This is a genomic window from Sphingomonas sp. DC1600-2, assembly GCF_049897605.1.
Classification (GTDB): Bacteria; Pseudomonadota; Alphaproteobacteria; order Sphingomonadales; family Sphingomonadaceae; genus Sphingomonas.
Genome location: NZ_JAFCWO010000001.1, coordinates 711,084 through 734,586, shown reverse-complemented (window position 1 = coordinate 734,586; position 23,503 = coordinate 711,084). Strand labels below are relative to the sequence as shown.

Genomic DNA, 23,503 nt, shown 5'->3' with positions numbered 1-23,503 from the left:
GATTACCGGCTATAGTGTTGCGGAAAGCCTGGGGCGATCAACAACCGAATATCTTTTGCCCGAAGACCGCGCCCAGGGGGACGCGCGTTTCAACAAAATCATCAGCGGAGAGGTGACCGAAGCGACCCTGCGGCAACGCTTCTTCAATGCCGCTGGCGAATGCCGCCATATCGAGACCATGCTGCGCCGCCTCGCCGAGCCGGACGGCAGTTTCGCCGGGACGATCGGTACCATTCGCGATATTACAGAGACGGTTGCGACACAGCACGCCCTGACCGAGAGCGAAGCGCGCTTCCGGCGCCTGGCAGAAACCGCTCCCGTCGGAATTTTCCGCGCAGGTGCCACGGGCGGGCTGACCTATGTCAACCGCGCTTGGGCCGACAAGGTCGGGCTAAGCATGGAGGATGCGCTGGGCAACGGCTGGATGCGCGCTCTGGTCGACCCAACACCCTTTCTGGAACAGCCCGCCTGGGAAGACTTCAAACCGGGCGATGTGCGGGTCCGCGACAACGCCTTTCGGGGTTCGGACGGACGGGAATTGTGGTTCCAGACCGTCAACAGCCCTGAATTTGACGAAAATGGCGTGCTGACCGGCTTTATCGGCGCGATCATCGACATCACCGAGCAACGGCAATCACGGATTGCGCTCGCCGAGAGCAAGCGCTTGTTCGAAACGCTCGCAGACCTTTCGCCCGCTGGTATTTTCCGCACCGATACCGAGGGGCGGGTCACCTATGTCAATCGCGCCTGGATGGAATTTGCCGGGCTGAGCTACGAACAATCGATGGGTTATGGCTGGAGCAAGGCGATCCATCCCGACGACCTGGCACGCGTCTCCAAGACCTGGAACGAAGCGGTGGGCGGTGCCCAAAAAGTCCGCATGGATTTTCGTTTCCTGCGCGACGGAGTCGAGCGCTGGGTCGAGGTGCTCGCCGTCAATGAATATGACTCCGAAGGCAAGCGGATCGGCTTCCTCGGCGTCGACATCGATATCACCGAACGAAAGGCCGCAGAAGCAGCCCTCGCCGCGAGCGAGGAACAGTTGCGCCTGCTCGCCGAAAACGCGACCGACGCTGTGTTTCGCCTGTCGTTGGACGGAGTGTGTCTTTATGCTTCGCCATCGGTGGGCGACATGCTTGGCATCGCTCCGCAGCACCTCATCGGAGAAATGGTCCTCACCCGCTTTCATCCAGAGGACGAGAAATCGGTTCTCGAGGCCCACCGGGCGCTCGCCGCGGGAGAGATCGAGCGCTGCGTCACGACCTATCGCGCGGAGCCCGTTGGTCGCCCGGGAACCTGGATTTGGCTCGAGGCCAATAGTGGGTTGGTGCGCGACCCCGAGACGCACCAGCCACTCGAAATCATCAGCTCGATCCGCGACATCACCGTGCGCAAACAGCTCGAATTCGACCTCGATTCGGCACGGCGCCATGCCGAGGTCGCCGCCCAGGCGAAATCGAGCTTCCTGGCCAATATGAGCCACGAAATCCGTACGCCAATGAACGGTGTGCTTGGCTTTACGGATTTGCTGCTCGCGGAAGACCCGCGCCCCGACCAGCAACAAAAGCTGCAGATGATCGCCGAATCGGGGACCGCGATGATGCGGTTGCTCAACGACATTCTCGATTTGTCGAAGATCGAGGCCGGGCATGTCACGCTGGCGCACGATCGGGTCGACCTGCGCCATCTCGCCCGAAGTTGCGCCAAACTGATCCTGCCGATCGCCATGCGCAGCGGGCTGGAATTGCAGACGGAAATCGCCGACGATGTTCCCAATATGGTGATCGGCGATGGGCTGCGGCTGCGCCAGATTATCCTGAACTTGCTCGGTAATGCCGCAAAATTCACCGAACACGGCGCAATCACGCTCAGCGTCGCGATGGTAGATGGCGATGTCGCCATTTCGGTCGGTGACACGGGCATCGGCATCGCGCCGGACCGCCAGGCCGCGATTTTCGGAGAGTTCGTCCAGGAAGACAGCTCGACCGAGCGCCGATATGGCGGCACTGGGCTCGGCCTCTCGATCTCGTCGAAATTGGCCAAATTGATGCAGGGGTCGCTGTCATTGTTCAGCGCGGTGGGGATCGGAACGACGATCACCTTGCGTGTTCCCCTGCCGGTGGCACCCCCTAATGCGCCGGCGATCAAGCCCACCCCGGCCGCGACCTTGCCGCCCGTGCCCGGCGCACGCGTGCTGGTGGCGGAAGATCACGAGGTCAACCAGCTTCTCATAAAGGCAATGTTGACACGACTCGGTTATGATCCGGTCATTGCGCGCGGCGGTATCGAGGCCATTGCGATGGTGCAGGATGCCGCGACACACGGGAATCCGTTTGGATTGGTACTGATGGACATGCAAATGCCGGACATTGACGGACTGGTCGCGACGCAACGCATCCGTCAAGGCGGCATAGCGCCCACCACCTTGCCGATCATCGCACTGACCGCAAATGCCTATGCCAGCGACATCGAGGCCTGCCGCGCGGCCGGCATGCAAGACCATCTGGCCAAGCCCGTCCGCCTCAGCGCGCTTGACCATGCCGTGCGGCGCTGGGCGATACCGCCAACGGGTGTGCCAACCGAAGCACCGCTTCCCGCAAGCGCGGATCCCGAACTGATTGCGCAGTTCGAAGCGCGTGTGCAGCGAACCTTCACCGCGCTCGACATTGCGTTGGGGGAAAACGGAGGGCCTACTACCGACCCGAAACGGGCGATCGATGACGTGCAGGAGGCTTTACACCTGCTGGCGGGCACGGCGGCTTTCTTCGGTAAAGCAGACCTGGGCACCATCGCAGCCGATCTCGACGAGCAGCTCGGTGCCGGGCATCATATCGGCACCGCGGCGTTTCTGCAGGCTGCACGAGCGCAATTGCGGGCTGCTGCTGCCGAGAGCGTGTAAGATGGCGACGATTGTCATGGTCGACGATGACGAGCTGCTATGCGCCATCGTTGCCCGTACGCTGGCACCGCTCGGCCACACGGTGGTCGCAGTCCGCGACGGGGATGATGCGGTGGACGTGTTGTGGGAATGCGGCCCCGATCTGGCGATTCTGGATTGCGCTTTGCCAGGCAAGACCGGCCTCGCCATTCTCCGCGAAATCCGCCAGTCCGCGATGTTCCAGACGTTGCCGGTGTTGATCCTGACGGCGCGGCGCAGCGAATGGCATGCGAAGCTCGCCATGGAGGCGGGTGCCAATGACTATGTCCGCAAACCCTTCAATCCGGGCGCGTTGATCGACAAGATCGAACAGTTGCTGGCGACCCCACCGCCGCCCACCGATGGCGCATCGCTGATCGACATGGCGCGCCTGGCGGATTTGCGCGCTGCCGTCGGCTATGCCCAGGCCGACACGCTCCTCGCGATGATGGCGACCGACATTGTCGAGCGCGCCAACCGGATCGCCACACTGCTAGCCGAAGAGGACTTTCGGCGCGCGGTCACCCAGGCCCATGCGCTCCGCGGCGCGGCAGACGGGATTGGCGCGCTCGATCTCGCCCAGCAGTGCCGCGCGATCGAGCAGGAGACCGAACGCAGCGGAGGCCCGATTGTCGCCTGCGCGACTGCGACCGTCGCCGCAATCGACCAGGCGCGCCGTCACGCAGCGACGTCTAGCGCCTGAAGCGCCAAGATCGCCTGCGTCCTGTTGGTGACGCGCAGTTTCTTGAAAATCTGCGCGAAATGCGTCTTCACGGTGGTTTCGGCGATGCCCAGCTCATACGCGATTTGCTTGTTCTGGCTGCCATCGGCGGCGGCGCGCAGCACGCGGAATTGCGCCGGCGACAATTCTCCAATCAACGACGGCGTCTCGACCGGATCGCTACCTTCCAGCATTTCCGGGGGAAACGAGGTTTCGCCCGACAGCAATGCCGCGATCGCCTTTACCATCGCGGACATCGGCTCGCTTTTGGGAATAAAGCCACTGGCCCCTTCCTGCGCCGCGCGCCGCATCAAGGCGGGCTGATCGCTGCTGGTGACGATTGCGATTCTCGCGTGCGGCTGCAAGCGCCGCAACATCAGCAAACCGGCCAAACCCTGTACATCCGGCAAACCAAGATCGAGGAGGATCAGGTCGAATTTGCGCTCCTGCGCCAAAGCAGTTGCGTCGGAAATCGTCCCGACCTGGTCGATAGCGATTTCGGGCTCGACTTGCTGGGCGGCCATTCCCAAGGCGGTGGCACACATCGGATGATCATCCGCGATCAAGATCGTTCGAGCCAAGCTCTGTCTCCCCCTGCTTCATCGCCTTTCGCGGCGGCCGCTAACCCGCACCGCACCGGCAGACGACCTCTGCCGTCGAAAAATACTACGGAACTTCAAGACATTCAAACGATGTTAGCGTAATTTTTAATAGTACGTCAGTCCGCATATTACGGATTGACGACGGATGAAATTTATTTGCTGCTATGGTAGCGGTTGCCAGTGAGCGGCCTTTCAACACGATGGCGTACCCGCGACCAGCGGTCGATCGCCCTGGCGTTTACGGTCGTCTTGCTCGTCGCCGTGGCGCACGGCCTGCTCTTCTGGCCGGGGATCCTCACCTGGGACGCAATTCGGCAATACGGTCAGGCCCTTAGCGGTCGATATGACGATTGGCATCCGCCCGGCATGAGCTGGCTGTGGCGGCAATTTCGGGTGTTCGGCTCCGGGCCGGCACCGATGCTCGTGCTCCAGCTTGCCCTGTATTGGAGCGGAACCGCATTGTGGCTGCGTGCAACACGGCGCGATCACCGCCGTGCTGCGCTGGTTATCGCCGTGCTGGCCTTGTCACCGGTAATGTTGGTGCTGATCGGCACGGTATTGAAAGACAGCCTGTTCGCCGGTGCGCTACTGCTGGCAAGCGGCCTGATTGCGGCCGCACGACCGGGCGAGCGCTGGGGCAGGAGCATCGCCGCGATCGTGCTGGTGGCAGCGGCGACGCTGCGCTTCAACGCCGTGCCTGCCTGCCTGCCGCTGCTCGTGCTGACGGCCCCAGCGGCCTGGCGACGGTCGCTGCCGCGCCTGGCCATGACCAGCGTGCTCGCCGCAATCCCGCTGGCCCTGGCACTGCCGCTCGCCAATGCCGCGCTCCACGCCGAGCGCAGCGGGGTCGAGCTGTCGCTGGTTATTTACGATCTCGGCGGGATCGGGCGCTTCAGCGGTGCCGCCATGTTTCCAGCGGTCGAGGTCGACGACCCGGTTGCGGTCAATGCCCAATGCTACACACCGGTATCGTGGGATCGCTATGCCTGGTGGGGAGCCGATCCGTGCGCGATCGGCTTCACCACGCTGCGCACCCCGCTCAGGGCCGGGCACGGCCCTTATGCCTGGTGGGCGAAGGCCGTGCTGGCACATCCGCTGGCTTATGCCGAGCATCGCCTCGCGCATTTCAACAGCAATTCGCGGTTCCTCGTTCACGATGCCGATTTGCCGGGGTTGTCGCTCGCGTCGGATCCCAATCCGTGGGGCTTCACGCTCGCCCCCAATGCCGCGCGCGATGCGGTGGCGACGGCGGCGCAGGCGTTGCTGCGAACGCCGTTCGGCTGGCCGATCTGCTGGCTCGCGCTCGGGGTCGGCCTGCTGGTGCTGCGGCCAGCGGTGCGGACACTCGACCCAGCGGCGGCGATGGCGTGGTCGGCGGTGCTGTACGGCTTCAGCTATCTCCCGCTGAGCGTGGCGTCCGAAGTGCGCTATCATTTGTGGACGATCGCCGCCATCGGCATCGCCGCCGCGCTGACGCTCCCCCGCGCCGATATCCGCGCGCTACCGCGCTGGCGGTGGGTTCTGGCGGGCGTGCCGTTGGTGGTGGTGGTGCTGGGCGTGGTGGTGGCGCGGCTCTAACGAGCACTGGGCAACCGCTTTGCAAGGGAGGAATCTCTGGTCGGGGCGACAGGATTCGAACCTGCGACCCCCACACCCCCAGTGTGATGCGCTACCAGGCTGCGCTACGCCCCGACCGAGGGAGGCGCGTCTAGGCTGGCGCGCGCCGCGATGCAAGCCACTTCCGCGCGAACACCCGTTATTGCTTGATCTGGCCGAGCGGCAGCAGGCGTTTGGCCAGCGCCTGGATCAGCTTGGCATCGCCGCCCTGCACCACCGCCTCCAGCTGCACCGCGTGGCGCTGCAGGATTCGGTCCAGCGGAGTCGGCGTGCTGCCCTTCGCGGCGCGCGCAAGCAAGGCTGCGGCCCCGGCATCGCTGCCGTCGATGGCGAGTCGCAGCAGCCCTTCCAGCGCGGGGAACAGCGCGCGGTCCCCGCCGAGCGCGATCGCGCGGTCGAGCGACTCGAGGCCGTCGGCCTTGCGCGCGCCAAGCGCACCGCGCGCCATCAGCGTGCCGAGCGACACGACGGCATTGAGGTGCCACGCGCCACAGGCCGCCTGCGCCTCGGCATCGCGCGGGTTGCGGCGGGCGATCGCCTCAAACTGGTCGCGCGCGGACAGCGCGTCGGCGCGGCTGCGGGTGAGCTTGGCGCGATAGCTCGTCGCCATCGCCCGCGTCATCAGCGCCTCGGCATCGGTCGGCGCACGCGCCAGCGTCACCCGCGCCGCCGCCTCGACGCTGGCGATCTGGTCCAGCGCCACCGCCTTGTCCCGCGCAAAAAACGCCATCTGAGTCAGCGCCTCGCGCCCGTTGGGCGCTTGCGCGAAGGCCGGTGTTGCGAACGGTGTCGATACCAGAACGGTAGCAGCCAGGAACAGTCTCATGGCAATCCTCCCTCGCGCGGCGGGGCGCGCTATTCTCCGCGCAGCGTCCTCCAGAACGTGCCGTCCCATGCCTTCACGCTGAAATCAACGATTCCGAAATCACCGAGCGCGCGACCGAAGGCCGTCTGGTGCGGTGCCTCGCCATGCGCGCCCAGCGCCTCGACCGAGGCCCAGCGTTCGGAAATATGCAACAGGTCTGGATCGGCGACATCGACGGCGAAGGCGTAGAGTTCACAGCCCTCTTCCGCGCGGACCTTTTCGACATGTGCCGCGAGCAACTCGGTCATCTTTGCCAGATCGCCCGGTACGGTCTTGATATGGCCCATTACGATGATCGTCATATGTCTGTCTCCAACCCGCATGTTGCGTGAACGCACACTAGATGATAGCGCCCGCCGCTTGTAACGAGGTCGCAAGATCTCGCCATCCCCGCATGCCAAGATGCGCAGGCGGGTCCAGCTTTACCAAGGTAGCCCATGTTCGCCACCCCCGCCTTCGCCCAGACCGCCGGTGCCGCTGCGCAGCCCGATGGCTTTCTCCCGATGATCGTCAGCTTCGCGCCGTTGCTGCTCGTGTTCGTCGTGTTCTACTTCCTCATCCTGCGCCCGCAGCAAGCCCGCGCCAAGGCGCAGGCCGCCGCGATCAACGCGGTCAAGAAGGGCGATTCGGTCATCACCGCGGGCGGCGTGCTCGGCAAGGTGACCAAGGTCGAGGACAAGGTGGTCGAGGTCGAGATCGCGCCGACGCTGAAGATCAAGGTCGTCAAGGCGACGCTGGCCGAGGTGACCCCGCTCGGCACCGCCAAGCCCGCGAACGACTGATCCGATGCTGGATTTCCCGCGCTGGAAGGTCGCTTCGATCCTGGGCCTGCTCGCTTGCCTGATGGCGTTGGCGATCCCTAGTTTCCTGCCCGACTCGGTGACCAATAGCTGGGGGCGCTTCCCCCACCCGAAGGTCAACCTCGGTCTCGATCTGGCGGGCGGCAGCTATTTGCTGCTTGAGGCCGACACCAAGGAACTGGTCAAGAACCGGCTCGAGGCGAAGCGCGAGGAAATCCTCAACGACATGAACAGCGCGACGCCGCCGATCCAGATCGGCGACATCGCGACCGACGGCGGCAAGCTGAGCTTCCTGCTGCGCGACGTCCGCCAGCTCGATGCCGCGCGCGAATTGCTGAACAAGCATATCGGCGGCGCGGGGATGACCGGGCAGCGCGACTGGGATCTGAGCGTCATCGACGGACAGCGCATCGTGATGACGCCGACCCAGGCCGGCATCACACAGGCCGTCAACGATGCGATGGCAACCGCCACCGATGTGGTGCGCACGCGTATCGACAAGCTCGGCACCAAGGAGCCGACCATCGTCCGCCAGGGCACCGACCGCATCGTGGTGCAGGTGCCGGGGTTGAAGGACCCCAAGGCGCTGAAGGATTTGCTCGGCAAGACCGCCAAGCTCGAATTCAAGATGGTCGACGACACGCCCTATGTGCCGGGCGGGATCGTCCCCGCAGGCAGCCAGGTACTGCCGTATCCCGAAGGCGGACCGCAGGCAAAGATCCTGGTCAAGCGCAAGGCGATCCTGACCGGCGACCAGTTGCTGAGCGCAAGCCAGGGCTTCAAGCAGGATTCGACCGAGCCGATCGTCAATTTCGGTTTCAATTCAGATGGCGGTCGCATCTTCGCACGGATCACGCAGGACAATACGGGCAAGGCCTTCGCCGTGATCGTCGATGGCCAAGTGATTTCCGCGCCGCGCATCAACACGCCAATTCTGGGTGGCTCGGGCTATATCGAAGGCCGCTTCACCGTCGAATCCGCCAACAACCTGGCGATCGCGCTCAGCTCGGGCAAATTGCCGATCACGCTGAAGGTGATCGAGGAGCATAGCGTCGGTTCGGATCTCGGCACCGACTCGATCCACGCCGGCATCCTGGCGTCGAGCATCGCTGTCGCGCTGGTCGTGGTGTTCATGATCGTCACCTACGGTCGCTTCGGTTTCTATGCCGACTACGCCGTGGTCATCAACGTGATGGTCATCATGGGCGTGCTGGCGTTGCTCAACGGCACGCTGACGCTGCCGGGTATTGCGGGCTTCGTGCTGACGATCGGCACCGCAGTCGACGCGAACGTGCTGATCAACGAGCGCATCCGCGAGGAACGCCGCCGCGGCCGCAGCGTGATCCAGTCGGTCGAACTGGGATACAAGGAAGCGAGCCGCACGATCTTCGAGGCGAACGCAACCCATGCGATTTCGGGCCTGATCATGCTGTTGCTCGGCTCGGGCCCGGTCAAGGGGTTCGCGGTCGTGCTGCTGATCGGCATCGTCACGTCGGTGTTCACCGCCGTCACCTTCACGCGGATGCTGGTCGTGTTGTGGATTCGCAAGAATCGCCCGACCGAAATCAATATTTGATCGGCCAGACATATGCGCCTGCTGAAACTCGTTCCCGATAACACCAACCTCCCGTTCGTCTCGCTGCGCAAATGGGCGTTCGGGCTGACGCTATTGTTGTCGATCGCCGCTGTTGGTCTGGTCGTCGCGCGCGGCCTCAATCTCGGCGTCGATTTCGTCGGCGGTCTGATGATCGAGGAAAAGTTCGATACACCGCCCTCGCTCGACACGCTGCGCACCACGGTCGACCGGCTGAACCTGGGCGAAGTCCGCCTGCAAAGCGTCGGCACCGACGGCAAGACCATCTCGATCAAGCTGCCCCCCCCGCACAGCACCGACGAGGGTGCCGCGAACCGCATCGTGGCCCAGGTCCAGGCGGCGGTGACCAAGCAATTTCCCGACGCGAAATTTTCCAAGCAGGACGTCGTCGGTGGCAAGGTATCGGGCGAGCTGATCGGCAAGGGCATCCTCGCGGTCGTGCTCGCGGTGATCGGCATCGGCCTGTTCGCGATCCTGCGTTTCGAATGGCAGTTCGGCGTATCGACCGTCGTCGCCATCGTCCACGACGTGCTGATGACACTTGGCTTCTTCGCGCTGACCTGGTTTGAGTTCGACCTCAATATCGTCGCCGCCGTGCTGACGATCATCGGCTATTCGATCAACGACAAGATCGTGATCGACGACCGTATCCGCGAAAACATGCGCCGCTATCGCAAGATGGACATGTCGGCGATCGTCGATCTGTCGGTCAACGAAACGCTGCCACGCACCGTCATGACCTCGGTCACCATCCTTCTCGCGCTCTTTGCCCTGCTCATCTTCGGTGGCCATGTGCTGCGCGGCTTCACCTCGGCGATGATCCTCGGCATTTTCGTCGGCACCTATTCGTCGATCTACGTGTCATCGTCACTGCTCATCTCGCTCGGCCTGCGCCCCGATCCCAAGCTGGACGATGCCCCGGTCGGCGGAACGCCCAAGGCGCGCTGATGCGGATCGAACGCGAGCGAGGAGTCGGCCCGATCATCACCGGCTTCTCGCAAGGCGGGTTCAAGGTCGAGGCCGACGCGTTTCGCGGTGTCTATCGCGCGCTACTGATCTGGCCCGACGGGTCGGACGAATGGGCCCCGCCCGCGCTTGAGGCGCTGACCGCAGAGGCGGTCTCGCCGTTGCTGGCGATCGATCCGCGGCCGGAATTTCTGCTGCTCGGCACCGGTGCGACGATGCAGCGTCCCCCACCCGCCTTCGTCCGCGCGCTGGAGGCGCAAGGGGTCGGGGTCGAGGCGATGGACAGTCGCGCCGCCGCGCGGGCCTGGGACGTGCTGCGCGGCGAGGGCCGTCAGGTCGCAGGCGCGCTCTATCCGCTTTGACGCGCGCGCAGGCGGCGTTATCCTCTTCGGAAAACGCTTGGGGAGAGTCGCGTTATGACGATGAGAGTATATCTGGCCGCCGCCGCTCTGGCCGCCACCAGCCCCGTTTTTGCCAGCGCGCAAACCGCCGACACACCGCCCGCACCCGCTGCCGCCCCCGATTACGGCAAACCCGAAAGCTGGCTCTGCCGCCCCGGCAAGGTCGATCCGTGCGACGCCAATCAGGACGCCACGGTCATCAAGGCCGATGGATCGCGCAGCACCGAGAAGTTTTCCGCGACCAGCGACCCGAAATTCGACTGCTTCTACGTCTACCCAACGGTCTCCAACGATCCGACGCCCAATAGCGACATGGTGGCAGGACCCGAGGAGGATTCGGTCGCCGCTTTCCAGGCCGGGCGCTTCGCCAAATATTGCCGCGTGTTCGCGCCGCTCTATCGCCAGGTGACGATCGCGGCGCTCCGCGCGAAGCTGATCGGCAAGCCCGACACGTCGGACCGGGCGATGGCCTATCACGACGTCAAGGCAGCGTGGGAGGAGTATCTCGCCTACGACAATCACGGGCGCGGCGTCGTGCTGATTGGCCATAGCCAAGGCGCGGGGATCCTGAAGAGCCTGGTCGCCAAGGCGATCGAGGGCACGCCGGTGCAGCAGCAGATCATCTCGGTGCTGATTCCGGGCACCACGGTCGCGGTGCCGGAGGGCAAGGACGTCGGCGGCGAGCTGCAATCGACCCCGCTCTGCCACACCGCCAAGGATGTCGGCTGCGTTGTCAGCTACGTCACCTTCCGCGCCGATGCGCCGCCGCCCGCCAACAGCCATTTCGGCATCGTTAGCGAGCCCGGCATGGTCGCGGCTTGCGTCGATCCGGCGGCGCTCACCGGCGGTGCCACCACCGACGCCTATCTCGGCGCAAAGGGCGCTGGCATGAGCAGCTTGCCGATGGGGCCGTGGACGACCGATGGCGCGCCCGTCACCACGCCGTTCGTCAAGGTGCCGGGCCTGCTCAGCACCGCCTGCGCCAGCACGGGGAAGGCCCATTATCTGGCGCTGACGATCCACGCCCAGCCGACCGACAAACGCACCGGCACGATCGTCGGCGACATCGTTTATGGCGGGATGACGCTCCGCGACTGGGGCCTGCACTTGATCGACATGCCGGTGGTGATGGGCAATCTGGTCGAGCTGAGCAACCTGCAGGCCAAGGCGTGGCTGGCCAAGCAACCCCCGTCACCGGCGGGCTGAAACCAGCCCGGCCAGATGATCGTAGAGCGCGGCAGTGTTGGCCGCCCAGGTGAAGCGTTCCGCGCCTCGGCGGACATCCTGCGCGCTCGGCGGATTGGCGAGCACATCGCCGATCGCTTCTGCAAAAGCGGACGCGCTGCGTTCGGTGATGCGCCCGAAGGCAGGCTCGGTTACCACCTCCGCCGCGCCGCCCGCGCCGGTAATCACAATCGGCGTACCGCAGGCCAGTGCCTCGACCCAGGCATTGGCGAGCCCCTCCGATGCCGATGCCAGCGCCATCACGTCGGCTGCGCCGAGCAAGGCGGGAAGGTCGTCGTGCGGGACACTACCCAATAGCCGCACGCGATCCGTCAGGCCAAGCCTCGCAATCTGCGTGGTGAGCGCGGCGCGTGCGGGGCCCTCGCCCGCGATCAACAGCGTCGCGGCTGGCAGCGACGCCATTGCCGACACGACGATGTCATGCCCTTTGCGCGGGATGAGCGCGCCGAGCGAGACGACCAGCGGCCCGGCGACGCCGTAAGCCGCCTTGGCCGCAGCGCGGTCGCGGGCTCCGAAACGATCGAGATCGACGCCGGTATGGTGCACCCGAATCCCCGCTTCAGGCAGGCCGAGCACGGCCATGTCGTGGCGCATTGCCTGCGACACGGCGAGCAGCCCGTCCGCCGCTTGCCCCGCCGCGATCACCTGCGCGGCGGTCGCGGGCGCGCGCCCCCAATGATGGATGTCCGCCCCGCGCGCCTTGATCGACACCGGCACGCCGAAATGCCGCCCCAGCGCAACCGCAGCCGGACCATCGGGGAAAAAGAACTCCGCATCGATCACGTCGAACGCGAAATCGCGGCGTAGCGCGGTGAGCAGGGGGACCAGCCGTCGCACCAGTGAACCCGCATGAAACCGCCCGCCGGTGCCGGGCAGCGCGAGAAAGCGCGGGCGGCGGATGTCGAGGCCCTTCCACGTCTCGCGCTCGGGCAAGGCCGCGAGCGGGGCATAATGCCCGTGCCGCGCAAGCGGCCAAGGCGGTATCCCCAGCGGTGCCACCACGCGCAGATCGACCCCTGGATGCGCCGCCAGCCCAAGCGTCTGCCGTTCGACAAACACGCCGAAATTGGGCCGCGACGCATCGGGAAACAGCGTCGAAAGGGTCAGTACGCGCAGCATCGGTGCGATGTAGCGCGAAACACTTACCGTTTCCCTCCCCGGCTTTCAGGGAGGGGCCGGTTCAAATGCGTTTGTCGCCGGGATACGCCAGCAGCAAGTCGCTTCCGACCTCCGCCGCAATTTCACAGCGACCGGACAGCGTCAGACACTCGCCCGCTTGCCACGCAACGCCATCGACGACACCGGCACCGGCGACCGGCACCAGCCACGCCGTCACGCCCTCGGGCAAATCGATTACGCGGTGACCGGCAGCAAAGCGCTCGACCACGAATTTCGGCCCTTCGGCCAGCACCTGATGGTCGCGGCCGTCCGGTGCAGGCGTCGGCAGCGGCACGAACGGCACGGGGTTGGATACCGCCACGCCCGCATCCAGATGCAGTTCGCGGTCGCTGCCATAATCGTACAGGCGATACGTCAGATCGACATTCTGCTGCACCTCGATCACAGTGATGCCAGCACCGATCGCGTGGATCGTCCCCGCTTCCGAATAATAGAATTCGCCCGCCTTTACCGGTTTCCAGTCGAGCAGATGCTCGATCGAACCGTCGAGCGACGCCGCGCGCAACGCCTCGTGCGTCATCGGTTCCAGCGTGCCGAGCGCGATCGTCGAATCGGGTTCGGCTGCCAGGATCAGCCACGCCTCGTCCTTGCCGCGCGGATAGCCCGCCGCCTGCGCTGCCGCATCGTCGGGGTGAACCTGCACCGACAGTTTTTCGCTGGTGAAGAGATATTTGATCAGCAGCTCGGGCTCGCCTGCATGCGGCGTCTGAAACCACACCTCACCGATCTTCTCGCCGCCAGGTGCCGGATTGGCGAAGCCGGGCCACAGTTGCGTGCGACCCCAGGGTTTCTCGACGCGTTTGGTGGCAAGCAGGGTGGCGGTCACAGGGGGTACTCCAATCGAATCCGAAAATGGCAACGCTCCGATAGCGCGAAGCGATCCGTATTGAAAACGCGCCGTCGCAAGCATGCCGTCGAAAAGGATTGTTCGCGCATCCGGGGTTAGGCTAAGGCTTACGCCGATGCGTACCCCCCTTACCCGCTCGCCCCTTTTCCGCAGCCTCGCGGTCGGCCTGATCGCCGCGACCGTGCTCACCTCCACGGGGTGCGCGCGCAACCGGACCAAGGGCGACATACCCTATGTCGCGCGCGACGTCGGCACGCTGTACACAGCAGCGAAGCAGCGGCTCGACAATAAGGAATATAAGCTGGCAGCGGCGCTGTTTGACGAGGTCGAGCGGCAGCACCCCTATTCGGTATGGGCGCGTCGTGCACAGTTGATGAGCGCGTTCAGCTATTATCTCGCGCATGATTACACCGCTTCGATCCAATCCGCACAGCGTTTCATATCGGTCCACCCCGGCAACCGCGACGCGGCTTATGCCTATTATCTCGTCGCGCTCGGCTATTATGAGCAAATCAGCGACGTCACGCGCGACCAGAAGATCACGCAGCAGGCGCTCGATGCGCTTGGCGAATTGACGCGCCGCTACCCCAACACGCGCTATGCCGCCGATGCACGACTCAAGATCGATCTCGTGCGCGACCATTTGGCCGGCAAGGAAATGGAGATCGGTCGCTTCTACGAAACGCGCGGCCAATGGCTCGCCGCGACGATGCGCTTCCGCAAGGTGGTCGACGATTATCAGACGACCACGCACGCACCCGAGGCGCTGATGCGGCTGACCGAAACCTATCTCGCGCTCGGCGTGCCCGATGAGGCTCGCAAGGCGGCGGCCGTGCTGGGGGCCAATTATCCCGGCACGCAATGGTATAGCCGCGCCTACAAATTGTCGGAGGAACACCCGCCCGTCGCGGTCGCGGCGATCGCGCCGGGCCAGTTGATCGTGCCGCTGCCCGACAAATCGCTTCCCGACAAGCCGCTCAAAACCCACGAGCCGAAGCGCGACGCGCGCGCTTTGCCGACCTCGGGCGGTTCGTCGACCAACCCAGGCAATCCGAACCCGGGTAGCTGACCGCGCGCGGCGAAAAGAACGATACCGGAACATCGATTGTTCGGGTAAAGCGGGCGGCAGACCCATGCTGATCTCTCTCGCCATCCGTGACGTCGTGCTGATCGAGGCGCTGGACCTGCACTTCGGGCAGGGCCTGGGCGTGCTGACCGGTGAGACCGGTGCGGGCAAATCGATCCTGCTCGATGCGCTGGGCCTGGCGCTCGGCGCGCGCGGCGAGGCCGGGCTGGTGCGGCAGGGTGCCGCGCAAGCCGTGGTCACCGCCACCTTCGATACGCCCCACACCACCGGGCCGATCGCCGCGCTGCTGGGCGAGAACGGCTTCGACGTCGATCCCGGCGAGCCGCTGATGATCCGCCGCATCGTCAAGGCCGATGGCGGCAGCCGCGCCTTCGTCAACGATCAGCCTGCGTCGGCGGGCCTGTTGCGCGAGCTCGCAACCTATCTCGTCGAAATCCACGGCCAGCACGATGATCGTGGGCTGCTCAACGCGCGCGGGCACCGTGCCTTGCTCGATGCGTTCGGACGGATCGACGCGGGCGCTACGGCGACCGCCTATAAAGCATGGCGCGATGCCGAAGCTGCGCTGGCGACCGCGCGCGCGACGATCGACACTGCCGCACGCGACCGTGAGTGGCTGGAACACGCCGTCGCCGAACTGCGCGCGCTCGCCCCCGAACCGGGGGAGGAAGAAGCCCTCGCCGAACGCCGCCGAACGATGCAGCGTTCGGAAAAGATCGCCGCCGATCTCGCCGCGATCGAAAGCTGGCTGGAGGGATCGGACGGTGGCCTTGCGCAACTCCGCCAGGCGGCGCGCGTACTGGAGCGGATTGCAGAGGACCACGAGGCGCTCGCCGAAGCGCTGGCGGCGGTGGACCGCGCGGTGATCGAGGGCGCGGTCGCCGAGGAGAAACTGCGCGAGGCCAAGGCCGATCTGTGGTTCGATCCCGCCGCGCTGGAGGAGGATGAGGCGCGGCTGTTCGAACTGCGCGGCATGGCGCGCAAGCACCGCGTCCAACCCGATGCACTGGCCGAGTTGGCTGACGACCTGACCGCCAAGCTGGAGGCGCTCGATGCCGGGGAAGAAGGCATCGCCGCGCTCGAAGCGAAGCTCGCCGCTGCGCGCGCGACTTATGACAGGGCCGCCGCCGCGTTGAGCGAGGCGCGCACCGCCGCCGCAGTGCGGCTCGACGCTGCGGTCAAGGGGGAGTTGATCCCGCTGAAACTCGATGCCGCCCGCTTCCGCACCGTCGTCGCGCCAGCGCCCGGCGAACAATGGTCGGCGGCGGGCAAGGACCGCGTCGAATTCGAGATTTCGACCAACCCCGGCGCGCCCTTCGCGCCATTGGTCAAGATCGCCTCGGGTGGCGAATTGTCGCGCTTCATCCTCGCGCTGAAGGTTGCGCTGGCCGATCAAGGCGGGGCCGCGACGATGATCTTCGACGAAATCGATCGTGGCGTCGGCGGTGCCGTGGCGAGTGCCATCGGGGAACGTCTGGCGCGGCTGGCGCAAGCGACGCAATTGCTGGTGGTCACGCATAGCCCGCAAGTCGCGGCGCGAGGGCAGCACCACCTGCTGATCGCCAAGAGCCATGACGGGACCGTCACCCGTACCGGCGTGACGACGCTCGACGACACGGCCCGCCGCGAGGAAATCGCACGGATGCTGTCGGGCGCGACGATCACGCCCGAGGCGCGCGCGCAAGCCGATAGGTTGTTGGAGACGGCGTAAAGCCATCCGTATCGGCAACCCGCAAACCCAGCACCGAATCCGTCACCCCGAGTTCATCCCGGGGTGACGGAACGACGGCGGATCGGCTGTTAAAACGGCATCGTCACGGTAAACATGATGCCCTTGTCATTGGTCCGCCCCTGCCCCGCATATAGATTGCCTCGCACCCCCTTGCCGAGATCGATGCCGATCCCCGGCCCGCCCACTTCCGCATATTTTTCCGGCAGCGGACGCGCGCGGAATTTCTCGGCTACGTCTTGCCTGCCGCATACAACGATGTCGCTGCCGGACTCTGCGGTGGGACAAGAGGCCGGGTGCCAGGCGGCGGGCAAATCGACACTCGCGCGATGTGACCGCTCGTCCTCTGGAGGTGCAGACTGTGCCAGGGCCAACATCATCAGGATCATGGTCGGCCCCTCTGCCGGGATGTTCGGGAAAGGCTAACGGCCATCTGCCACCGACACAATCCGCCGCCGCGCAATCTCCACGACATTCCTCGCACAACCTGCTACAGCCGTCCTATCGCGCGAGTCCGCTCTCAAGCATCGCGCGGCTGAGAGACGTCCCGCGCTCCCGCTTGCCTGGCATCGGATGCGCACTCTTGGCTCTCCTTTCCCGCTTTCTTGCACAGCCTGTCCGCTGCGGATCTTCCGCGCACGGCTGATGCGTCGCGATCGGATGCGCCGGCCGGGGCCGGACGTCGCATCCGTCTTCGATCTCGGCCCCATCCGGTACCGACGCTGCGGCGCGGCACCGGCACGTAAGGAATTAGGTATGGCTATCGGCACCGTTAAGTTCTTCAACGCCGACAAGGGTTATGGTTTCATCGCGCCCGAGGGCGGCGGTGGCGATGCCTTCGTCCACATCAGCGCGGTGGAAGCCGCTGGCATGGCGACGCTCGACCGCGACCAGCGCGTTTCCTACGAGCTGGAAGAAGACCGTCGCGGCAAGGTTTCGGCCGTGCGGCTGGCGCAAGCCTGAGCCAATACGGGGTGTCGCCAAGCGGCGGCGCCCCGCTTTCTCGTTTCCCTCCAATTTGCGGAGATATCCCACGAACACCACCGCCCTGTTCTATCGCGACCGCGCCCGTCAGGCCGAGTCCGACGCGGCTACGGCCACCCTCGACAATGTTCGCGGCCGCTGGCTGCGCGCCGCCAAGGCCTGGGACGAAATGGCCAGCCGCGCGGAAAAGACCGCCGAGCGCCGTTCGACCAACGAAGAGGCCAAGCATCTCGCCGAGATGGACGCCAGCGAAGACGATTAGCGGATTGAAACCGCTACCCGTCCTCCGCTAGCGAAGGGGGATGGCCCATGCCCTCCCCACGACCGATGATACCGCCGCAACCGAGCTGGCCCGGCTGGCGGAGGTGATCGCGCACCACAACCGCCTGTATCACACCGATGACGCGCCCGAGATTTCGGACGCGGACTATGATGCGCTGGTGCGCCGCAATGCCGCGATCGAGGCGGCGTTCCCGCATCTGGTGCGCAGCGATTCGCCGAGCGTCCAGGTCGGTGCCGCCCCCGCCGCGCATCTCGCCAAGGTCGCCCATGCGCGGCCAATGACCAGCCTCGACAATGCCTTTACCGACGAAGACGTCGCCGATTTCGTCGGCCGCGTCCGCCGCTTCCTCGCTTTGCCCGAGGACGCACCGGTAGAACTCACCGCCGAACCCAAGATTGACGGCCTGTCCTGTTCGCTCCGCTACGAAAACAGGCAGCTCGTCCAGGCGCTCACGCGCGGCGACGGGCAGGTCGGCGAAGATGTCACCGCCAATGTCCGCCACATCGCCGACATTCCGCAAAGCCTCCCCGCCGACGCGCCCGCCATCTTCGAGGTGCGCGGCGAAGTGTATATGGCCAAGGCCGATTTTGCCGCCCTCAACGCGCGCCTGCTCGCCGAGGCCGAGGGCACGGGCAAGGAGGCGCGCCAATTCGCCAACCCGCGCAACGCCGCCGCCGGATCGCTGCGCCAGAAGGACGCCGCCGTCACCGCGACGCGCCCGTTGCGTTTCTTCGCCTGGGGTTGGGGCGAGGCGAGCGCGCTGCCCGGCGCGACGCAAAGCGGAGTGATCGCCGCGATCAGAGACTGGGGCTTCCCGGTGGCGCAGGGCTTCGCCCACGCCGCGACCGCCGCGGATGCGCTGGCCGTGTATCGCACGATCGAACACCAGCGCGCCGACCTGCCGTTCGATATTGACGGCGTGGTCTACAAGCTCGACCGGCTCGACTGGCAGGAGCGGCTCGGCACCGTCGGCCGCACCCCGCGCTGGGCGATCGCGCACAAATTCCCCGCCGAACGCGCCGAGACGACCTTGCTCGCGATCGATATCCAGGTCGGCCGCACCGGCGCGCTCACGCCCGTAGCGCGGCTGGAACCCGTCACCGTCGGCGGCGTCGTCGTCGCCAACGCCACGCTCCACAATGCCGACGAGATCGAGCGGCTTGGCGCGCGCGTCGGCGACCGCGTCGTGTTGCAGCGCGCGGGCGACGTCATCCCGCAAATCGTCGAAGTGCTGACCCGCGCCGAGGAGCGCCCGGCCTTCGTCTTTCCGACCATCTGCCCCGAATGCGGCTCGCTCGCCGAGCGTGGCGAGGGCGAGGTTGTCGTGCGCTGCACCGGCGGGCTGATCTGCCCGGCGCAGCGCGTCGAGCGGTTGATTCATTTTGTCTCGCGCCACGCCTTCGACATTAGCGGCCTCGGGCTGGTGCGCATTGAGGAGTTTTTCCGCGACGGCCTCATCGCCTCCCCCGCCGACATCTTCCGTCTGCACGAACATCGCGAGGCGCTCGTCACCCGCGATCGCATGTCCGAGCTGGTCGTCGACAAATTGCTCGCGGCAATCGACCTGCGCCGCAAGATCGGACTCGACCGCTTCCTGTTCGCGCTCGGCATCCGGCATGTCGGCGAGATTACCGCGCGTGACCTGGCGCGACGTTATGTGAGCATGGCAGCGTTTTCCGACATGATCGAGCGCGTGCTGGCGGTGCGTGCCGAGATCGTCCCCGCTTTGGGTGAGACGGACGCGAAATTCGTGGTTCGCCGTGGCAAGGCGCTCGCCGTCGCGATCGAGACGGCGGGGATCGGCCCCGAAGTCGCCGATGCCTTGATCGAATTCTTTGCAGAACCGCACAATCGGGACGTAATTGCCGCCTTGCTGCGCGAGGTCGAGCCGCTCGATATCGTCCACGAAACCCGCGAATCCCCCGTCAGCGGCAAAACGGTCGTGTTCACCGGCAGCCTGGAGACGATGAGTCGCGACGAAGCCAAGGCCCAGGCGGAGGCACTCGGCGCGCGCGTGTCGGGCTCGGTGTCGGCCAAGACCGATCTGGTCGTGGCCGGCCCGGGTGCGGGCTCAAAGCTGAAAAAGGCCGCCGAATTGGGCATTTCCGTCGTCGACGAAGCGGGTTGGGCGGAGATTGTTGCGGCTGCGGGGTAAAGGGGATCGCCACGCCGAAGTCCGCCAGTGATGCCATTTTGCAACGCATCATTACTGAATGCTTCATGTACCTTGCGGAATCGTGATTGTCATCTAACCGAAATATTTAAGTCGCATGGGGGCGCCAGGCGACGAGACAGTCGCGTTTTCCGCGATCAGGAACACAGGGGCAATATCATGCGACATAATCTTCTTCTTGGCGTGGCCGTGGCCGCGCTTATGATTCCGGCTGCGGCAAGCGCCCAGGAAACGACAGCGATTATCCGCGGCTCGGTCACCGCCAACGGCGCTCCGGTTAACAATGCAACGATTACGGTCACGGACACCTCGTCGGGCACCGTTTCACGCGCATCTACGGACTCGTCTGGCAGCTTTTCGGCATCCGGCCTGCGCGCTGGCGGTCCCTATACGATCGACGTGACAAGCGCCGCCGGCAACACTCAGATCACCGGAATCTTCACGGTTGTTGGTGCTCCTTACGATCTTCCGATCGAGGTCGGCGCAAAATCTGACAGCGGTGCTGACATCGTCGTGACCGCCAAATCAATCAAACGAGCCGGCATTACGTCGGATGGTCCGCAGACCGTCCTCAACCAACGCGACGTCAGCAAAGTCGCCTCGGTCAATCGAGACATTCGCGACATCGAACGTCGCAGCCCCTTCGCGACGTTCGACCGCAGCAGCGGCGGCGGCAGCGCCGTATCCTTCGCTGGCGTAAATCCCCGCTTCAACCGCTTCACCATCAACGGCGCGCAGGTTGGCGACAACTTCGGCCTTAACCCTGATGCCAGCCCCACCAAGCGAGGCCCGGTTCCGTTTGACGCGATCGGTCAGGTGTCGGTTTCGATCGCACCGTATGATATCCGCCAGAGCAATTTCCAGGGCGGCGTCATCGACACGACCCTGCTGTCGGGCACAAATTCCTACCACCTGAACGGTTTCTATTCGCAGAGCACCGACGGTCTGCAGGGAAATCAAATCGGCGCGCTGCCCGTCGCTTTGCCAAAATATAAGAGTGAGACCTACGGCGTTACGGCCTCGGGTCCGATCATCAAGGACAAGCTGTTCGTGATGGTTTCGTATGAAAAGAACACTGACCCCCGCCCACTCAGCCCCGGAGCGGTAAACCAGGTCCCCAATCTGACCGACGCGCAGGTAGCCTCGGTCCAGTCGATCGCAAAAAGTGTTTATAACTACGACGCCGGCGGGGTTCTTGCGATTACGAACAACCTCGACGAGAAAATCGTCGGTAAAATTGACTGGAACGTCACTGAAGGCCAGCGCCTATCGCTTACTTACATCAACGCATACGATGCGCAGGACAACCTTCAAAACAGCAGCGGATCGACGACGTCGCCTGCTCTTGGTCTCGCCTCGAACGGTTACAAGCTGACCGAACTGCTGCGTACCGGTATTGCCCAGTTGAACTCGGATTGGAGTGACCGGGTCTCGACCGAAACGCGTTTCGTTTACAAGGCCTATACGCGTGGCCAGAATCCTGAATTGGGCCGCGGCTTTGCGCAGTTCCGCGTCTGCACCGCCCCGACCAGCGTCCTTACGCCGGTTGCTGGTAACGGCGACAATGCGACCTCCTGCGGCAGCGGCAACCCGGTTGTCGCGCTTGGCCCGGACATCAGCCGTCAGACCAACGCTCTGTTCACGGACACTTATGACGGCTCCTTCCTGCTGCGCTTCAAGGCTGGGCAGCACGATTTCAAGGGCCTGTTTGAATACGCCGAGAACCGCACGACCAACGCCTTCCTGCAATATAGCGCTGGCTCCTATTACTTTGACTCGATCGCCGATTTCCAGAATCGCAACGCGAGCTCTTTCGACTATCAGAACGCACTGACGCTGAACCCGAACGACACGACGTCCAATTTCAAATATGGCGTCTACACCTTCGGCCTTCAGGACGATTGGTCCGTCACACCCGAACTGCGGCTTACCTATGGCGTCCGGTACGATCTCTATGGATCGCGCAGCCAGGTTATTAACAATCCGAATTTCTACAATCGCTATGGCTTTTCGAACACCAACAATTTTGACGGTCTGGGCGCGTTCCAGCCGCGCGTAAGCTTTAGCTACAAGCCGCTTCCGTCGCTTAGCCTGCGTGGTGGCATCGGCATTTTTAGCGGCGGTACGCCCGACATCTATTTCTCGAACTCGTACGGCAACAGCGGTTTCATCCAGAACCGTATCTCGACTGTAAACCGTGCAACGGTTGCGGCGGGGAGCACGGCGACCGCAACGTGCGCGGCTCCCTATAATACCGGTGCGAATGCTGCACTCTGCGCGATTGCTCTCAACGGTGTTACGGGGTCGTCGATCCCGGGCGCAGTCAATACATTCCTCGCCTCCAATACGGCGTCGCTTCTGACGGCACCCACGGCATCGGTAGCACCGGACTTCCGCTTGCCTTCGCAGACCCGCGCAACGCTCTCGGCCGATTACCGCCTGTTCGGGGTTGATCTGGGCGCGGACTATGTATTCTCGAAGGTCAATCAGGCCGTTACCTTCACCGATCTGCGCTCGCAGATTGTCGGCACCCTGCCGGACGGCCGCCCACGCTACACTTTCCTGCCGACGCCGGGCGCTGGCATCCAAACCGCCGATACCAACACGGACATCCAGATCGGCAACACGTCGCGTGGTCGCAGCCACATTTTCACGCTGCGCGCTAACAAAGACTTTGCATGGGGCCTGTCGGTGGGTGGCAGCTACACCTGGCAGGACGTGAAGGACGTCAGCAACGCGACGTCTTCGGTGGCAAGCTCGCTTTATGCCGCCCAAGCCTCGATTGATCCGAACAACGCCAGCTACGGCATCAGCAGCAACGAAACAAAGTGGCAGTTCAAGTATAGCGTCGGCTTCGATCACGCCTTCTTCGGCGACTATCGCACCGTCGTGCAACTGTTCGGTGAAACGCGCGCCGGACAGCATTACAGCTTCTCGATGCAGGACACTTCGACGGGTCGCTCGTCGGTATTCGGCACCACCGGGAACAATGATCGTTACCTGCTCTACGTGCCGACCGGCCTCAACGATCCGTTGGTCACCTATGCCGCGAATGATACGACAACTGCGACCGCGCTCGACAACCTCATCAACAATACGCAGTTGAAGAATTTCCGCGGAAAGATTGCTCCTAAGAACATCGCCCGGGCACGCGCTAATACCCGTATCGACCTCCATCTTGAGCAGGAACTTCCGGCCTACGTCTTCCATTCGCGGATTTCGTTGTTTGCCGACATTGAGAATCTGCCCAACCTGTTGAACAAGAACTGGGGCGGTCAATATTATACCGGCTTCCCGTACACTTCGGCGGTGGTGCAGGTAACCTGCCTCAACGCGGCGGGAGCTGCACTCACGGGTGTGGTCGGGTCGGCGACCAATCCAGCCGGGGCTTGCGCCAAGTATCAATACAGCAGCTTCAAGTCGCCGAACGAAACGGTGAACACTGCTCAGTCGCTGTACCTCATCCGCGTCGGCGCACGCTTTAAGTTCTAAC

20 protein-coding genes and 1 tRNA gene are annotated in these 23,503 nt (G+C 64.4%); 14 read left to right on the top strand and 7 right to left on the bottom strand.

The features are described from left to right. Position 1: 1 nt before the first annotated feature. Complete coding sequence (locus tag ACP7BL_RS03390) at positions 2–2,899, top strand: PAS domain S-box protein (protein ID WP_426257640.1); 2,898 nt, start codon at positions 2–4, stop codon at positions 2,897–2,899. Position 2,900: 1 nt separating this feature from the next. Beyond that, positions 2,901–3,620: a response regulator transcription factor gene (locus tag ACP7BL_RS03385; protein ID WP_033965562.1), complete on the top strand. Its 720-nt coding sequence runs from the start codon at positions 2,901–2,903 to the stop codon at positions 3,618–3,620. Here the strand turns inward: ACP7BL_RS03385 and ACP7BL_RS03380 are convergent. Beyond that, entirely contained in the window at positions 3,596–4,219 is a 624-nt protein-coding gene (locus tag ACP7BL_RS03380) for a response regulator transcription factor (RefSeq protein ID WP_033965563.1), read from the bottom strand. The genes ACP7BL_RS03385 and ACP7BL_RS03380 overlap by 25 nt on opposite strands. 201 nt (positions 4,220–4,420) lie before the next feature. Between ACP7BL_RS03380 and ACP7BL_RS03375 the strand changes: the two genes are divergently transcribed. After that, complete coding sequence (locus ACP7BL_RS03375; RefSeq protein ID WP_426257613.1) at positions 4,421–5,818, top strand: hypothetical protein; 1,398 nt, start codon at positions 4,421–4,423, stop codon at positions 5,816–5,818. A 37-nt stretch (positions 5,819–5,855) separates the two neighbouring features. Here ACP7BL_RS03375 and ACP7BL_RS03370 read toward each other — a convergent pair. The 3 genes from ACP7BL_RS03370 to ACP7BL_RS03360 form a co-directional block, all read right to left on the bottom strand. Then, positions 5,856–5,932, bottom strand: a tRNA-Pro gene (locus tag ACP7BL_RS03370). 64 nt (positions 5,933–5,996) lie between these two features. Continuing rightward, a complete protein-coding gene (locus tag ACP7BL_RS03365) occupies positions 5,997–6,683 on the bottom strand; it encodes a hypothetical protein (protein ID WP_426257612.1) in 687 nt (228 codons plus the stop codon). 29 nt (positions 6,684–6,712) lie between these two features. Further along, a complete protein-coding gene (locus tag ACP7BL_RS03360; protein WP_033965565.1) occupies positions 6,713–7,024 on the bottom strand; it encodes a putative quinol monooxygenase in 312 nt (103 codons plus the stop codon). A gap of 135 nt (positions 7,025–7,159) precedes the next feature. Here ACP7BL_RS03360 and yajC point away from each other — a divergent pair, with 135 nt between their 5' ends. The 5 genes from yajC to ACP7BL_RS03335 are packed head-to-tail and all read left to right on the top strand — an operon-like array spanning position 7,160 to position 11,689. Further along, positions 7,160–7,504 carry a preprotein translocase subunit YajC gene (yajC, locus tag ACP7BL_RS03355; RefSeq protein ID WP_033965566.1) on the top strand — a complete coding sequence of 115 codons (345 nt, stop codon included), beginning with the start codon at positions 7,160–7,162 and terminating at the stop codon, positions 7,502–7,504. A gap of 4 nt (positions 7,505–7,508) precedes the next feature. Beyond that, positions 7,509–9,098: a protein translocase subunit SecD gene (gene secD / locus ACP7BL_RS03350; RefSeq protein ID WP_033965567.1), complete on the top strand. Its 1,590-nt coding sequence runs from the start codon at positions 7,509–7,511 to the stop codon at positions 9,096–9,098. 12 nt (positions 9,099–9,110) lie between these two features. Beyond that, complete coding sequence (gene secF, locus ACP7BL_RS03345; protein WP_033965568.1) at positions 9,111–10,064, top strand: protein translocase subunit SecF; 954 nt, start codon at positions 9,111–9,113, stop codon at positions 10,062–10,064. Then, positions 10,064–10,444, top strand: coding sequence for an Mth938-like domain-containing protein (locus ACP7BL_RS03340; protein ID WP_426257611.1), 381 nt, complete (start codon positions 10,064–10,066; stop codon positions 10,442–10,444). Before secF ends, ACP7BL_RS03340 begins: the two co-directional genes overlap by 1 nt. A 54-nt stretch (positions 10,445–10,498) precedes the next feature. Further along, positions 10,499–11,689: a DUF3089 domain-containing protein gene (locus tag ACP7BL_RS03335; RefSeq protein WP_426257610.1), complete on the top strand. Its 1,191-nt coding sequence runs from the start codon at positions 10,499–10,501 to the stop codon at positions 11,687–11,689. Here the strand turns inward: ACP7BL_RS03335 and ACP7BL_RS03330 are convergent. Next, positions 11,675–12,847: a glycosyltransferase gene (locus tag ACP7BL_RS03330; RefSeq protein ID WP_426257609.1), complete on the bottom strand. Its 1,173-nt coding sequence runs from the start codon at positions 12,845–12,847 to the stop codon at positions 11,675–11,677. The genes ACP7BL_RS03335 and ACP7BL_RS03330 overlap by 15 nt on opposite strands. Positions 12,848–12,908: 61 nt before the next feature. After that, on the bottom strand, positions 12,909–13,733 hold the full coding sequence (locus ACP7BL_RS03325; RefSeq protein WP_033965571.1) for a class I mannose-6-phosphate isomerase: 825 nt from the start codon (positions 13,731–13,733) through the stop codon (positions 12,909–12,911). Between the two features lie 136 nt (positions 13,734–13,869). Here ACP7BL_RS03325 and ACP7BL_RS03320 point away from each other — a divergent pair, with 136 nt between their 5' ends. Together ACP7BL_RS03320 and recN are read left to right on the top strand one after the other, a co-directional pair. Next, positions 13,870–14,823, top strand: coding sequence for an outer membrane protein assembly factor BamD (locus ACP7BL_RS03320; RefSeq protein WP_033965572.1), 954 nt, complete (start codon positions 13,870–13,872; stop codon positions 14,821–14,823). Between the two features lie 64 nt (positions 14,824–14,887). Beyond that, complete coding sequence (gene recN / locus ACP7BL_RS03315; protein ID WP_033965574.1) at positions 14,888–16,552, top strand: DNA repair protein RecN; 1,665 nt, start codon at positions 14,888–14,890, stop codon at positions 16,550–16,552. Between the two features lie 89 nt (positions 16,553–16,641). Here the strand turns inward: recN and ACP7BL_RS03310 are convergent, their stop codons facing one another. Beyond that, complete coding sequence (locus ACP7BL_RS03310; protein WP_033965575.1) at positions 16,642–16,959, bottom strand: hypothetical protein; 318 nt, start codon at positions 16,957–16,959, stop codon at positions 16,642–16,644. A 367-nt stretch (positions 16,960–17,326) separates the two neighbouring features. Between ACP7BL_RS03310 and ACP7BL_RS03305 the strand changes: the two genes are divergently transcribed. The 4 genes from ACP7BL_RS03305 (at position 17,327) to ACP7BL_RS03290 (ending at position 23,502) form a co-directional block, all read left to right on the top strand. Next, positions 17,327–17,533 (top strand): cold-shock protein, encoded by a 207-nt coding sequence (locus ACP7BL_RS03305; protein WP_010185321.1) that lies wholly within the window; start codon positions 17,327–17,329, stop codon positions 17,531–17,533. Between the two features lie 55 nt (positions 17,534–17,588). Further along, on the top strand, positions 17,589–17,816 hold the full coding sequence (locus ACP7BL_RS03300; protein ID WP_231565191.1) for a hypothetical protein: 228 nt from the start codon (positions 17,589–17,591) through the stop codon (positions 17,814–17,816). 40 nt (positions 17,817–17,856) lie between these two features. Beyond that, positions 17,857–19,992, top strand: a complete 2,136-nt coding sequence (gene ligA, locus ACP7BL_RS03295; RefSeq protein WP_426257608.1) for an NAD-dependent DNA ligase LigA — start codon at positions 17,857–17,859, stop codon at positions 19,990–19,992. 177 nt (positions 19,993–20,169) lie between these two features. Beyond that, the gene (locus ACP7BL_RS03290) at positions 20,170–23,502 is read left to right on the top strand and encodes a TonB-dependent receptor (protein WP_126847840.1); all 3,333 of its coding nucleotides are present in this window, start codon (positions 20,170–20,172) and stop codon (positions 23,500–23,502) included. Position 23,503: the final 1 nt, after the last annotated feature.

Bases quoted from the DNA above. Each gene is read 5' to 3' on its own strand.
- ACP7BL_RS03385 (WP_033965562.1), top strand. From the start codon at position 2,901: ATGGCGACGATTGTCATGGTCGACGATGACGAGCTGCTATGCGCCATC.
- ACP7BL_RS03365 (WP_426257612.1), bottom strand. From the start codon at position 6,683: ATGAGACTGTTCCTGGCTGCTACCGTTCTGGTATCGACACCGTTCGCA.
- ACP7BL_RS03360 (WP_033965565.1), bottom strand. From the start codon at position 7,024: ATGACGATCATCGTAATGGGCCATATCAAGACCGTACCGGGCGATCTG.
- yajC (WP_033965566.1), top strand. From the start codon at position 7,160: ATGTTCGCCACCCCCGCCTTCGCCCAGACCGCCGGTGCCGCTGCGCAG.
- secD (WP_033965567.1), top strand. From the start codon at position 7,509: ATGCTGGATTTCCCGCGCTGGAAGGTCGCTTCGATCCTGGGCCTGCTC.
- secF (WP_033965568.1), top strand. From the start codon at position 9,111: ATGCGCCTGCTGAAACTCGTTCCCGATAACACCAACCTCCCGTTCGTC.
- ACP7BL_RS03340 (WP_426257611.1), top strand. From the start codon at position 10,064: ATGCGGATCGAACGCGAGCGAGGAGTCGGCCCGATCATCACCGGCTTC.
- ACP7BL_RS03335 (WP_426257610.1), top strand. From the start codon at position 10,499: ATGACGATGAGAGTATATCTGGCCGCCGCCGCTCTGGCCGCCACCAGC.
- ACP7BL_RS03330 (WP_426257609.1), bottom strand. From the start codon at position 12,847: ATGCTGCGCGTACTGACCCTTTCGACGCTGTTTCCCGATGCGTCGCGG.
- ACP7BL_RS03320 (WP_033965572.1), top strand. From the start codon at position 13,870: ATGCGTACCCCCCTTACCCGCTCGCCCCTTTTCCGCAGCCTCGCGGTC.
- recN (WP_033965574.1), top strand. From the start codon at position 14,888: ATGCTGATCTCTCTCGCCATCCGTGACGTCGTGCTGATCGAGGCGCTG.
- ACP7BL_RS03310 (WP_033965575.1), bottom strand. From the start codon at position 16,959: ATGATCCTGATGATGTTGGCCCTGGCACAGTCTGCACCTCCAGAGGAC.
- ACP7BL_RS03305 (WP_010185321.1), top strand. From the start codon at position 17,327: ATGGCTATCGGCACCGTTAAGTTCTTCAACGCCGACAAGGGTTATGGT.
- ligA (WP_426257608.1), top strand. From the start codon at position 17,857: ATGGCCCATGCCCTCCCCACGACCGATGATACCGCCGCAACCGAGCTG.
- ACP7BL_RS03290 (WP_126847840.1), top strand. From the start codon at position 20,170: ATGCGACATAATCTTCTTCTTGGCGTGGCCGTGGCCGCGCTTATGATT.